Genomic DNA, 11673 nt, shown 5'->3' on the forward strand with positions numbered 1-11673 from the left:
CTGTGCAGAATCTTCTGTTCCAGAATGGCCGCGAGAGTCACCGTAGTCCATATGACCGACTCACCAGTGAAACTGACCGCGGAGAACGGCCCCGACCAGCCGCCGGCCACACCGGAGCTCGAGGATCTGTACCGCGGCTTCGAGAAGGAGCTGCTGGTCCCGTTGTGGACCCGGATCGGTGACCTGATGCCGCAGCAGCCGGTGTCGAAGGCGCAACCGCATCGGTGGGAGTGGAAGCACCTGGTCGAGTTGGCGGCTCGTTCCGGCGACCTGGTCCCGGTCGGGCGGGGCGGGGAGCGGCGGGCGATCGCGCTGGCGAACCCGAGCCTGGGCGGACGCCCGTACGCGACGCCGACATTGTGGGCGGCGATCCAGTACCTGATGCCTGGTGAGGATGCGCCGGAGCATCGGCACACGCAGAACGCGTTCCGGTTCGTCGTGGAGGGTTCGGGGGTGTGGACGGTTGTCGAGGGTGACCCGGTGCCGATGCGGCGGGGTGATTTCCTGCCGCAGGCGGGGATGAACTGGCACGCGCACCACAACTCGGCCGAGCAGCCGATGGCGTGGATCGACGGCCTGGACATTCCGTTCCAGTACGACGTCGAGTCGCAGTTCTTCGACTTCGGCCGCGAGCAGCTGTCGGCCGAAGAGCACGCCACGCCGGAACGCTCCCGGTCGGAGCGGCTGTGGGGTCATCCGGGGCTGGTCCCGGTCTCACAGTTCAAGGCGACCGCGGGCAGTCCGTTGCTGTGCTACCGGTGGGCCGACACCGATACGGCGTTGAGCGATCAGCTGGCTCTGGAGCGCGAGGGCTACCCGGGCACGGTCGAACGAGGGCATGCGGTCGTGCGGTACACGAACCCGACCACGGCGGGGGATGTGCTGCCGACGATCCGGGTGCAGTTCCACCGGATCGCGGCGGGTGTCGAGACCGCGCCACGGCGCGAGACGGGTTCGTCGGTGTATCAGGTGTTCGACGGTTCGGGGCGGGTGACGGTCGGCGAGTTCTCCTGGGCGGTGCAGCGCGGCGACCTGTTCGTCGTACCGTCCTGGATGCCGTTGTCGGTGGTGTCGGAGGCGTCCGGGTCGGACTCGGACTCGGGTGCGCTGGATCTGTTCCAGTTCAGCGACGCGCCGATCTTCAGCAAGCTCAATCTGTTCCGCGAGGAGGTCGGCCGGTGAAGCTGGCAACGGTCCGCGTCGACGGGCGTACGACGGCAGTGCGGGTCGAGGGCGACGTACTGGTCGATCTCGGGGTGCCGGACGTCGGCGCCGTACTGGCCGGAGCTGCGGTTGCCGACGGCAAAGAGGGCACAGAGTATGCGCTGGCCGGTGCCGACTTCGCGCCGCTGGTCCCGCAGCCGAGCAAGGTCGTGTGCGTCGGGCTGAACTACCGCAACCACATCCGGGAGATGGGCCGGGATCTGCCCGAGTATCCGACGCTGTTCAGCAAGTTCTCCGACACACTGATCGGTGCGTACGACGACATCGTGCGGCCGGCCGAGACGTCGGAGTTCGACTGGGAAGCCGAGCTCGCCGTGGTGATCGGACAGCAGGTACGGCGAGCCGACGAGGAGACCGCGATCGCGGCGATCGCCGGGTTCACCGTGCTGAACGACGTCACGTGCCGGGACTGGCAGTTCCGGACCCGGGAATGGTTGCAGGGCAAGAACTGGGACTCCACCACACCCGTCGGCCCGTGGCTCGTCACGCCGGACGAGGTCGGAGGCCCGCGACCCGCACTCGATATCCAGTGCTCGGTGAACGATCAGGTCATGCAGAAGGACAACACCGGTGACCTGCTCTTCGACCCCGTCGACCTGGTCCGCTACGTGTCCACGATGATCCGCCTCAACCCCGGCGACCTGATCGCCACCGGCACCCCCGGCGGGGTCGGCCACGCCCGCAAACCTCAGATCTTCCTGCGCGGCGGCGAAACCGTCGTCACCCAGATCGAAGGCATCGGCCGCCTCGAGAACCACGTGACCGCCGGCTGATGCGCGCTCGTGAATGGGTCACCGAGGGTACGGCGCTGTGCCGCAAAGCCCTCGTGAACCTCGACGGTCCGTCGCTGCTCCCCGGCTGGACCCGCCAACATGTCGCCGCCCACCTGTCCCTCAACGCCGAAGCGCTGAGCAACCTGGTCCACTGGGCACGAACAGGCGAGGAACGGCCGATGTACTCGTCACCCAACCAGCGCACCACCGACATCGAGGCAGGTGCCCTCCGTCCGCCGGACGACCTGCGCGCATGGTTCGACGAGTCCGCGAGAAAACTGTCCGACGCGATGGACAAGCTGACCGCCGAGCAATGGCACTCCCCGGTCCGTACCGCCCAGGGCCGCCAGGTTCCCGCAACTGAAATCGTCTGGCTGCGAAGCCGCGAGGTGATGGTCCACGCCGTAGACCTAGGCACCGGCGTCACCTTCGCCGACCTACCCACCGACTTCCTCGAGACACTGTCCCAAGACATCCGCAACAAACGCGGCAACGCGCCAGAACTGCGCGGCACCCTCCCGAACACAACCGCCTACCTTGCCGGCCGCCCCTACACGACGGTCCACACCCTCGAGGGCACCCCCGCCGAACCACTTCCACCTTGGCTCTGACCAACTCGTGCGAGGCCGCACGATCCGGCCGCTGTCAATCACCTGGCGGCCGGGTCGTGCGGTCCCTGCGGGTGTCAGTCGGAGGGCGGTGAGTCGATCAGGGACGTGGCTCCGGTCATGATGGCCACGCCTTCGCTCATCGTGTGGGACTGGGGGGTGATGACGCCCGCGCAGCGGCCGAGGCGCTGGATGTGGATACGGTCGGCGACCTCCCAGACATGGGGCATGTTGTGGCTGATCAGGATGACGGGAAGGCCGCGTTCGCGGAGCCCCTTGATCATCTCGAGGACCTGGTTGGACTCCTTGACCCCGAGGGCGGCGGTCGGTTCGTCGAGGACGACGACCTTGCTGCCGAAGGCGGCCGCCCGGGCGACGGCGACAGCCTGGCGCTGACCGCCGGACAGGGTCTCGACGGTCTGCTGGATGTTCTGGATCGTCTGGATGCCCAGGTCGCGGACCGCGGCCGAGGCTCGGTCGCGCATGCCGCGATGGTCGAGCATCCTGAAGATCGTGCCCAGTGGGCCTTTTCGGCGTTCCTCTCGACCGAGGTACAGGTTGCTGGCGATGTCGAGGGCGGGCGCGACTGCCAGCGTCTGGTACACGGTCTCGATCCCGGCCGCTCTTGCGTCCTGTGGGCCGCGGAACGTTACCGGTGTCTGTTCGAGCGTCAGTCGCCCGGCATCGGGGATGTGAGCTCCGGTGAGGCATTTGATCAGGGTGGACTTGCCGGCGCCGTTGTCGCCGATGACGGCCAGCACCTCACCGGCGTACAGATCGAGGTCGACGCCGTCGAGACCGACGACCCGTCCGAACGTCTTGACGAGTCCTCGCGCGGACAGGATCGGCACACGCAACTCTGTTGCCTCCGCGCTGTCGACTGTTGCCGTCATGAGCGCACCTTCCTGATCCACTGGTCCACGGACACCGCCACGATGACCAAGAGGCCGACTGCGAGCAACCGGTACTGCGCATCGACGCCGGCCAGCGACAGACCGACGGTGAACGCCTGAACGATGAGGGCGCCGAGCAGCGTGCCGAGGAGACCGCCGCGGCCGCCGAACAGGCTGGTGCCGCCGATGACGACCGCGGTGATGCTGTCCAGGTTGGCGTCGACGATCGCGTTCGGGCTCGCCGCCCCGGCCCGCCCGATCAGGGCCCAGCCGGCGATGCCGTAGATCAGCCCGGCCACGGCGTACACACTGAACAGCACACGGCGCGAGCGGACGCCGCTGAGTCGCGCGGCCTCCGGGTCGTCGCCGACGGCGTACACGTGTCTGCCCCAGGCCGTCTGGCTGAGTGCGAACCCGACGGCGGCGTACAGCGCGATGACGATCAGTACGCCGGTGGTGATGCGGAACCGGCCGAGCGAGAACCCCTCGCCGGTCCAGTTGAGCAGGTCGGGGAGCCGGTTGTTCTGGATGCTCTGCCCACCTGAGTAGAGCAGCGCGATGGCGGTGAAGATGCTCAAAGTGCCGAGCGTGACGATGAACGGTGGCAGACCGACACGGGTCACCAGGAGCCCGTTCAGTGCGCCGGCCGCGAGTCCGAGGACAACGCCGGCAGCCAGTGCGAGACCGGCGGGCCATCCGTTCTCGGCTGCGAGGGTCGCCATCACCATGGTGGACAGGATCGTGATCGCGCCGACGGACAGGTCGATTCCGGCGGTCAGGATGATCAGCGTCTGGCCGACGGCGAGCGCCGCGACGACAGCCGTCTGCTGAACCAGCAGAGACAGCGCGGCAGGGTTGGAGAACCGGCTGTTGACGAGGGTGAAGCACACCACCGTGAGCAGCAGGATGATCGCGGGACTGAGCGCGGGATGCTGGTGGAGCAGGTGCTGGATCCGCTGGCTCGTCGTGTGTTCGCGCCGGGCCAACTCCTTGGCCGCCGCGCCGGGCGTGGTGCTTTGCACAGTCATGTGGTCACCTCTGGATCAGCGAGCCGACGGTCATCCCCAGCACAACGTGCCGCCCTTGGCGGTATCGATGCTGGTCACGCCGGCGATGGTCTTGTCGGTGACGAGGGCGACGCCGGTGTCGTAGAAGTCGAGGCCGTCGGTCGTCTTCGGCTTCTCGCCGCCGCGGGCGATCTTGGCGATCGACTCGACGCCGAGCGCGGCCATCTTCAACGGGTACTGCTGCGAGGTCGCGCCGATGACGCCGTCCTTCACGGACTTCACCCCGGCACACCCGCCGTCGACCGAGACCACGAGTACGCCGGAGGTCTTCCCGGCGGCCTTGAGCGCGTTGTACGCGCCGACCGCGGCCGGCTCGTTGATGGTGTAGACGACGTTGATGTTCGAGTTCTTGGTCAGGCAGTTCTCCATCGCGGACCGCCCGCCGTCCTCGGCGCCCTGGGTGGGTTCGTTGCAGACGATCGTGTACGAGCCCCCGCCGTACGTTCCGGTCTTCGCCTCGTCGCCGTTCTTCTTGGCGTCCTTGGTGTCGACGCCGAGGCCGGTGAGGAAGCCCTGGTCGCGGTTGTAGTCGACGGAGACGACCTTGTCGTTGAACAGGTCGAGCAGGGCGATGGTCGCCGGCTTGCCCGCGAGCTGCTTGCCGGTCCACTGGCCGATGAGTTTGCCGGCCTCGAAGTTGTCGGTGGCGAAGGTGATGTCGACGGTGTCGGCCGGATCCGGCGGTGTGTCCAGCGCGATCACGTACAGGCCGGCGTCGCGGGCCTTCTTGATCGCGCTGTTGACGCCCGGACCGTTCGGAGTGATCAGGATGCCCTTCTGGCCCTGGGCGATCGCGTTCTCGATCGCCTGGACCTGACCCTGCTCGTCGCCGTCGGCCTTCCCGGAGGCCACGGTCAGGTCGACGTTGTTCTTCGTGGCTTCCTCCTTGGCGCCCTTCTGCATGGCGACGAAGAAGGGGTTGCTGGAGTCCTTGGTGATCAGCGAGACGCCGATCTTGTCGGTCGACGAGGCGGCGCCGTCGTCGCCGCAGGCCGAAAGCGCCAAGAGACCTGTCAGTGCGGCCGCGGCAACGCCGAGGCGTGCCGATCGGGTGCTGAAGTGCATGGGTGGGTTCCTCCCGGATCCAGCAAGAAGTTTGTGCTTACGTCAACGTTGACGTATCGAGAGGACCACTCCAGAAGCTTGTGGTCAAGGGCTCAATCGGAAATACTGCGAGTCGTGACGACAACGTTGACGCACTCCGGTGACGCCCAGGACCGACCCGCTCGGTCCACGATGAAGGACGTCGCTCAACTGGCCGGAGTCAGCGTCAAGACGGTCTCGCGGGTGGTGAACGGCGAGCCCGGCGCCTCGGTCGAGGTCCGTGAGCGGGTGCTGCAGGCAGCAGACAGGCTGGACTATCGGCACAACCTCGGCGCCAGTACCTTGCGGCGGAAGGACTCTCGGTCGGGCATCGTCGGCGCACTGCTGCAAGACGTCGGCAACAGTTTCTCCGCTGGTCTCCTACGGGCGCTGGAAGACTCCCTGCGCGAGTCGGGTCTGTCCGTTCTGGCGGCGAGCCTGGACGAGGAGCCGGAGCGGGAGCGTGGAATGGTCGCGGATCTGGTCGCGCGCCGCGCGGACGGTCTGGTGCTGATGCCGGCCTCGCACCGCCACGAGTACCTGATCAGCGAGCAGCGCGCCGGGCTACCGCTGGTGTTCGTCGACCGTAGACCGCACGGCGTGGACTGTGACTCGGTAACCGTCGACAACCGGCGCGGAGCCGCCATGGCCGCCGCTCATCTGATCGCCGGCGGCCATCGTCGGGTCGCGATGCTCAGTGACCTGGAGGAGATCGAGACCGCACAGGAGCGGACCGCCGGCTACCGCGCGGCCCTCAAGGAGGCGGGCCTCGAGTTCGATCCGGCGCTTCTGGTTCCCAGCGTCCGCGGGGAGCACGAGGCGTCGACTGTCGTCACGGACCTGCTCGCCCTCCCGGATCCGCCGACCGCCTTCCTCACCGGCCGCAACATCCTGACCGTCGGCGCGGTCCGCGCCCTCCGGTCCGCGGGACTGTCACATCAGGTCGCGCTGGTCGGCTTCGACGACTTCCCGATGGCCGACCTCGTCGAGCCGGCACTGACAGTCATCAGGCAAGACGTCCAACGCATCGGCACCGAGGTCGGCCGCCTCCTGCTCGAACGCCTCGCCGGCGACAAGAGCGCCCCGAAGCACCTCGTCCTCGAACCCTCCCTTATCTGCCGAGGAAGCGGCGAGATCGCACGGGGTTAGCGGGCTGCGTGGGAGACTCGGTGGGTGGCGACGTGGCGGGATGTCGAACGGATCGCCGGGAGTCTTGCCGGTGCGAGGCCCGGCCGTGCGCATGAAGGGTCGCCGACGGTCGACGTCGGGCGGCATCCGTTCGCCAGGTTGCGGTGGGACGACGCGGGGCGGGAGATCTTGCAGTACTGGAGTCTCGACCTCGATTCCGCGGACGCACTCGCCGACCGTCGCGACGTCTTCTTCGTCGTGCAACCGTTCAAGGTCAAGGTCTCGATCTGGGCCTGGCTCGACCAGTTGGACGAGGACGAACTGACCGAGATCCTGACCGACTCCTGGCTGGCCCGCCGCGGCGTCCGGGTCTGACACTCGCTGCGGATGGGTGAAGCGCCCCATCCGCTGATGCCTCCGCTCCGAATGCCCACCGGGCGCTTGATGCGCCCGGTAGCAGACGGAGAGGAACAGTCATGAGTGACGCAACACGCCGGGGTTTCCTGGTGGTAGCGGGCGCCGGTACGGCGGCCGCGGTCGGCGCGGTCGCGGTGCCGAAGGTCTTCGGCGACCGGTCGACGGAGCCCGCGAACCCGCCGCTGACGGCGGCGGACCTGGGGAACGCGGAGTCGTACATCGTCCACGTGAAGGACGTGCGCACCGGCCGGATGGCGATCCTGGTCGGCGATCGCGAGGTGCTGGTGACGGACCGCGAGCTCGCCGCGCGGATCGCGGGTGTGACCACCCCCTGACCGCCATCCCACTTTCACCGTTTTCTTGGAGGAGATTCATGTCTTCGCACCGCGAGGCGCCCGAGATCTCGAAGGACCCGGTCGCCGACAACACCGATGTCTATGCCTTCGTCAGCCCTGACAAGCCGGACACCGTCACCTTGATCGCCAACTTCATCCCGTTCCAGAACCCGTACGGCGGGCCCGAACTTCTACGAGTTCGGCGACGACGTGCTCTACCAGATCCACATCTCGAACAGCGGGACCGGCAAGGCCGACATCTCGTACCAGTTCCGGTTCCGGGCCGAGATCCGCAACAAGAAGACCTTCCTGTACAACACCGGGCCGATCACCTCGATCAAGGACCCGACGTGGAACCGGCCGCAGTACTACTCGGTCACCCGGGTGGAGCACGGCCGGTCCCGGATCCTGGCCCGCAACCTGGCCGCACCGCCGGTCAACGTCGGGATCCGCAGTACGCCGAACTACGCCAAGCTGGCCCGCCAGGCCATCCACACGATCGGCACGAACCGCAAGGTGTTCGCCGGCCAGCGCGCGGACGGGTTCTTCGCCGACCTCGGCAGCATCTTCGACCTCGGTACGCTGCGCCCGTTCCAGATGGCGCACCTGATCCCGTCCGCCGCGGCGATGGGCGTCAACGGGCTGCAGGGCTCCAACGTGCACACGATCGCGCTGCAGGTGCCGATCCGCGACCTCACCCGCGACGGCAAGCGGCCGACCGACGTGATGGATCCGAAGTCGGTGATCGGCGTCTACGCGTCGGCGAGCCGACAGTCGTCCAAGATCCTCGACGACGCGCTCGGGATCCCGGTCTGGCACGGCCCGCACAAGCAGGTGTCGCGGCTGGGGAACCCGTTGTTCAACGAGGTCATCGTGCCGATGGCCGACAAGGACAAGTGGAACGTGCTGCCTCCGCACGGGGACGAGCGGTTCGCGCAGTACGTGACGAAGCCTGAGTTGGCCGGGTTGCTGCCGGTCCTGTACCCGGGCGTGTTCCCGAACCTCGCGGCGTACAAGAAACCGCGGGCCGACCTGGCGGCGATTCTGCTGACCGGGATCCCGAAGGGCGTCGTACCCGGGTTCCAGAACTACACCGGCCCGGTTCAGGCCGACCTGTTGCGGCTCAACGTCGCTGTACGGCCGTCGAAGTCGCCGAACCCGCTCGGCCTGGTGGCCGGCGACGCGGCCGGATTCCCGAACGGCCGCCGGGTCTTCGACGACGTGGTCACCGTCGAGCTGCGCGCGGTCGCCGGGCTCACGATTCCGCTGGTGGATCCGTCGTTCAAGCCCGACGACGCGACCGCGGCGATCAAGGACGGTACGTCGAACACGAACGCCGACTACCTGACCTGGTTCCCGTACCTGGGCACGCCGGCAGGCGGGTACCAGTCCAAGCCCGGACGGCCGGCAGCATGAGTGCGAACCAGGTAGAGAATCCGCATGCAGGCAAGGGGTCGTCGGTGTTGCTGGACATCGGCGGGGACGTCGGGGCGATCGTCGTCGAGCTGCCGGCCGCGCTCGAGGGAGAGGAGATCGAGCTGCGCGGAATACACCACCACGTCGGACACGGGCACTTGCCGCATGTCGCCGTGGTGCCGCGGCCGGCGCCGGACGGTCAGGTGATCCATTCGGCGGTGTTCTTCGAGGTACCGCAGGGCAGCTACGAGCTGTACGTCCGCCCGTCGGGACAGGTGCAGCTGACCGTCGAAGTCACTGGTGGTGCGGTCACTCACGCGAAGTGGTCAGGGCCAGAGGGCTAGGAGGACCTTGCCTGAGAGGTTGGAGTTGGCGGCGGTAGTGAAGGCGTCGACTGCTTGGTCCGCCGGGTACTCGTGGGTGATGACTTGGTCGAGGGCGGGGTTCGTCGCGAGGAGCTGGATTGCCTCGTCGATCTCGTTGTTGAAGCGCAGGGTGCCGCGGAGTTGGAGTTCGCGGGCGACCAGGGGAGCGAGGTTCACGCCGCGCGGCTCGTCGGCGGGGATGCCGACGAGTACGACGGTGCCCGCGCGGCGGGTCGCGGTGAGCGCGGCGCTGATCGCGGCCGGTACGGCGGTGCACTCGAGGACGACGTCGAAGTATCCCGCTGGGATCTCGTCCGTGCCGACTTGGAGCGTGCCGTGTACTCCGAGGTCCCGGGCCCGCTGCAATGGGCCCGGGAGTACGTCGGTCGTCACCACCTCGGCCGCACCGGCGGACAGTGCGGCCGACGCCGTGAGCAGGCCGATCGCTCCCGAGCCGGAGACGAGCACCCGCTTGTCCTTGACGCCGCCGGCGATGGCGATGGCATGCAGAGCGACGGCCAGTGGCTCGGCCAGGACGGCACGGCGAAGGGGCAGTGACGCAGGCAGGGTCCGCACCATGTGATTGCCGACGACAACGAATTCGCTCATGCCGCCCTGGGTGTGCGGCCAAGTGGAGGCGCTGCCGAGGTAGGCGCCGTTCGGCCACAGGTGCGGACGGTCCTCGATCCCGGGCTCCGGGGTCCCGAAGGTGGCCGGGTGGATAGTGACCGGCGTTCCGGGTGCGAGTTCGCCGGACGGGTCGAGGTCGACGGTGCCCGACAGTTCGTGACCGGGCACCAGCGGCTCGCGAACGACGTACGAGCCGTTCGCGCCCTCGTGGTAGTAGTGCAGGTCGGATCCGCAGATCCCGCCGTACGCCATCCGGAGGCGAACCTGGCCGGCCTGCGGCTCCGGGGTCGGCAGCTCGGTCTCGACGAGGTCGAGCTTGCTCCGGATGACGATCGCCTTCATAGTTCTCCTTCAGGCCGTGGCGGTAGCGGGCGAGGTCGCGGGCTGCAGATCCTGTACGCGGTCGGTGGCGTTCTCCGGGGCGAGCAGGTCGCGGTCCCGGGTCTCCGGGGCGAACAATGCCGCGCCGAAGGTGATCGCCATCGCGACGGTCATGTAGATCGCAACCGGTACCCAGGAGTCGAACGCGTTCATCAGTGCGACCGCGATGAGCGGTGCGAAGCCACCACCGAGTACGGCGGCGAACTCGCGGCCGAGCGTGACACCGGCGTACCGGTAGCGGCTGCCGAACAGCTCCGGGAAGTAGCTCATCGTCACTGCCACGCCGCCCTGGCAGGCGAACACGAAGCCGACGATCATGGCCAGGTAGATGACCGTGAGGTTTCCGGTGCTCAAGGCAACGAAGGTCGGGAACGGCAGGAGCAGCAGTAGCCCGGCGATGCCGAGGAACACGGATCGCCGCCCGAACAGGTCGGACAGGTAGCCGAGCACGACCGCGCCGATTCCTCCGAAGATCGCTCCCACCAGCAGGATCTCCGGCACGGTCTGCGCGTCGATCTTCACGGTTCCCTTGAGATAGGAGGCCATGAACACCTGGTAGGTGTACGACTGCACGCTCAGTCCGACGGTCATCAAGGTGACCAGGGCAACGGCCTTCTTGCCGTTCCGGAACACCTCACGGACCGGCGCGGCAGCCGCGGTGCGCTCGGCCTTGATCTCCGCGAACACCGGCGTCTCCTTGAGCTTCCGCCGCAGGATGTACGCCGCGATCGTGACGAACGCGCTGCTCAGGAACACCAGCCGCCAGCCCCACGACATCAACTGGTCGTCAGGGAGTAGCTGCACCAACGCCCACGCCCCGGCGCCGAGCGCCGTACCGGCAGCTGCCCCGGTCATGATCAACGCCGCCAGCCGCCCGCGCTTGCCGCGCACAGCCGTCTCGGTCAGCAGAGTGGCGCCGCCGGACTGCTCCGCGCCGGCGCCGAAGCCCTGCAGGAACCGGCTCAGCACGAGCAAGATGGGTGCCCAGACGCCGACGGATTCGTATGTCGGCAGTACGCCGATCGCCATCGTCGCGACGCCCATCAGGGTCAACGTGGCCACCAGGATCCACTTGCGCCCGAGGCGATCGCCGTACCGCGAGAAGAAGAGCCCGCCGAGCGGACGGGCGCAGAAGCCGACCGCGTAGGCGCTGAAGCTGGCGAGCAGGCCGGCCGTCGCGGAGATGTTGGGGAAGAACAGATGACTGAAGACCAGCGCCGACGCGGTCCCGTAGATGACGAAGTCGTACTGCTCGAGCGCGGTGCCGATCAGGCCCGCGAGCGCGGCCCGGCGGACCTCCTGCCGGGGCGGCTCGGGTGTCGAGGGGTTCGGTTCCATGGCGGATTCCTTCGG

At 67.9% G+C, this 11673-nt stretch carries 13 protein-coding genes and 1 pseudogene; 9 read left to right on the forward strand and 5 right to left on the reverse strand.

From position 1 onward, the window contains the following. The first annotated feature begins 51 nt into the window (after positions 1–51). From EV649_RS36445 to EV649_RS36455, 3 genes are read left to right on the forward strand one after another with little or no spacing between them, the layout of a single operon-like run. The gene (locus EV649_RS36445) at positions 52–1182 is read left to right on the forward strand and encodes a cupin domain-containing protein (RefSeq protein WP_130388269.1); all 1131 of its coding nucleotides are present in this window, start codon (positions 52–54) and stop codon (positions 1180–1182) included. After that, complete coding sequence (locus EV649_RS36450; RefSeq protein WP_130388270.1) at positions 1179–1997, forward strand: fumarylacetoacetate hydrolase family protein; 819 nt, start codon at positions 1179–1181, stop codon at positions 1995–1997. The genes EV649_RS36445 and EV649_RS36450 overlap by 4 nt, the downstream gene beginning before the upstream one ends. Beyond that, positions 1997–2608 carry a maleylpyruvate isomerase family mycothiol-dependent enzyme gene (locus EV649_RS36455; protein ID WP_130388271.1) on the forward strand — a complete coding sequence of 204 codons (612 nt, stop codon included), beginning with the start codon at positions 1997–1999 and terminating at the stop codon, positions 2606–2608. Before EV649_RS36450 ends, EV649_RS36455 begins: the two co-directional genes overlap by 1 nt. Positions 2609–2682: 74 nt before the next feature. On the opposite strand, the gene EV649_RS36460 is transcribed toward EV649_RS36455, so the two are convergent. Genes EV649_RS36460 through EV649_RS36470 form a run of 3 tightly spaced genes read right to left on the reverse strand, consistent with a single transcriptional unit; the run spans position 2683 to position 5630 of the window. Then, positions 2683–3498: an ATP-binding cassette domain-containing protein gene (locus tag EV649_RS36460; protein WP_130388272.1), complete on the reverse strand. Its 816-nt coding sequence runs from the start codon at positions 3496–3498 to the stop codon at positions 2683–2685. Beyond that, a complete protein-coding gene (locus EV649_RS36465) occupies positions 3495–4526 on the reverse strand; it encodes an ABC transporter permease (RefSeq protein WP_130388273.1) in 1032 nt (343 codons plus the stop codon). The genes EV649_RS36460 and EV649_RS36465 overlap by 4 nt, the downstream gene beginning before the upstream one ends. Before the next feature lie 30 nt (positions 4527–4556). Continuing rightward, positions 4557–5630: a substrate-binding domain-containing protein gene (locus EV649_RS36470; RefSeq protein WP_130388274.1), complete on the reverse strand. Its 1074-nt coding sequence runs from the start codon at positions 5628–5630 to the stop codon at positions 4557–4559. 114 nt (positions 5631–5744) lie between these two features. On the opposite strand from EV649_RS36470, the gene EV649_RS36475 reads away from it, so the two are divergent. The 6 genes and pseudogenes from EV649_RS36475 to EV649_RS36495 all read left to right on the forward strand — a co-directional run bounded on the left by EV649_RS36475 (position 5745) and on the right by EV649_RS36495 (position 9288). Continuing rightward, on the forward strand, positions 5745–6797 hold the full coding sequence (locus EV649_RS36475) for a LacI family DNA-binding transcriptional regulator (RefSeq protein ID WP_198682891.1): 1053 nt from the start codon (positions 5745–5747) through the stop codon (positions 6795–6797). 24 nt (positions 6798–6821) lie between these two features. Next, a complete protein-coding gene (locus EV649_RS36480) occupies positions 6822–7151 on the forward strand; it encodes a hypothetical protein (protein ID WP_130388275.1) in 330 nt (109 codons plus the stop codon). A gap of 101 nt (positions 7152–7252) precedes the next feature. Next, positions 7253–7528 carry a twin-arginine translocation signal domain-containing protein gene (locus tag EV649_RS36485; protein ID WP_130388276.1) on the forward strand — a complete coding sequence of 92 codons (276 nt, stop codon included), beginning with the start codon at positions 7253–7255 and terminating at the stop codon, positions 7526–7528. 38 nt (positions 7529–7566) lie between these two features. Beyond that, positions 7567–7641: pseudogene (locus EV649_RS42090) on the forward strand (DUF4331 family protein); the annotation flags it as partial. A 97-nt stretch (positions 7642–7738) separates the two neighbouring features. Then, the gene (locus tag EV649_RS36490; protein ID WP_277875753.1) at positions 7739–8944 is read left to right on the forward strand and encodes a DUF4331 domain-containing protein; all 1206 of its coding nucleotides are present in this window, start codon (positions 7739–7741) and stop codon (positions 8942–8944) included. Beyond that, entirely contained in the window at positions 8941–9288 is a 348-nt protein-coding gene (locus EV649_RS36495) for a hypothetical protein (protein WP_130388277.1), read from the forward strand. Before EV649_RS36490 ends, EV649_RS36495 begins: the two co-directional genes overlap by 4 nt. On the opposite strand, the gene EV649_RS36500 is transcribed toward EV649_RS36495, so the two are convergent. Together EV649_RS36500 and EV649_RS36505 are read right to left on the reverse strand one after the other, a co-directional pair. Further along, complete coding sequence (locus tag EV649_RS36500) at positions 9271–10281, reverse strand: L-idonate 5-dehydrogenase (RefSeq protein WP_130388278.1); 1011 nt, start codon at positions 10279–10281, stop codon at positions 9271–9273. The genes EV649_RS36495 and EV649_RS36500 overlap by 18 nt on opposite strands. A 9-nt stretch (positions 10282–10290) precedes the next feature. Continuing rightward, positions 10291–11658 (reverse strand): MFS transporter, encoded by a 1368-nt coding sequence (locus tag EV649_RS36505; RefSeq protein ID WP_130388279.1) that lies wholly within the window; start codon positions 11656–11658, stop codon positions 10291–10293. Positions 11659–11673: the final 15 nt, after the last annotated feature.

The organism is Kribbella sp. VKM Ac-2569 (assembly GCF_004216905.1).
Taxonomy (GTDB): Bacteria; Actinomycetota; Actinomycetes; order Propionibacteriales; family Kribbellaceae; genus Kribbella.

What these genes read in the sequence shown, in the direction of transcription:
- EV649_RS36470 (WP_130388274.1), bottom strand. Translation starts at nt 5,630, where the DNA reads ATGCACTTCAGCACCCGATCGGCACGCCTCGGCGTTGCCGCGGCCGCA.
- EV649_RS36445 (WP_130388269.1), top strand. Translation starts at nt 52, where the DNA reads ATGACCGACTCACCAGTGAAACTGACCGCGGAGAACGGCCCCGACCAG.
- EV649_RS36500 (WP_130388278.1), bottom strand. Translation starts at nt 10,281, where the DNA reads ATGAAGGCGATCGTCATCCGGAGCAAGCTCGACCTCGTCGAGACCGAG.
- EV649_RS36455 (WP_130388271.1), top strand. Translation starts at nt 1,997, where the DNA reads ATGCGCGCTCGTGAATGGGTCACCGAGGGTACGGCGCTGTGCCGCAAA.
- EV649_RS36465 (WP_130388273.1), bottom strand. Translation starts at nt 4,526, where the DNA reads ATGACTGTGCAAAGCACCACGCCCGGCGCGGCGGCCAAGGAGTTGGCC.
- EV649_RS36495 (WP_130388277.1), top strand. Translation starts at nt 8,941, where the DNA reads ATGAGTGCGAACCAGGTAGAGAATCCGCATGCAGGCAAGGGGTCGTCG.
- EV649_RS36460 (WP_130388272.1), bottom strand. Translation starts at nt 3,498, where the DNA reads ATGACGGCAACAGTCGACAGCGCGGAGGCAACAGAGTTGCGTGTGCCG.
- EV649_RS36505 (WP_130388279.1), bottom strand. Translation starts at nt 11,658, where the DNA reads ATGGAACCGAACCCCTCGACACCCGAGCCGCCCCGGCAGGAGGTCCGC.
- EV649_RS36485 (WP_130388276.1), top strand. Translation starts at nt 7,253, where the DNA reads ATGAGTGACGCAACACGCCGGGGTTTCCTGGTGGTAGCGGGCGCCGGT.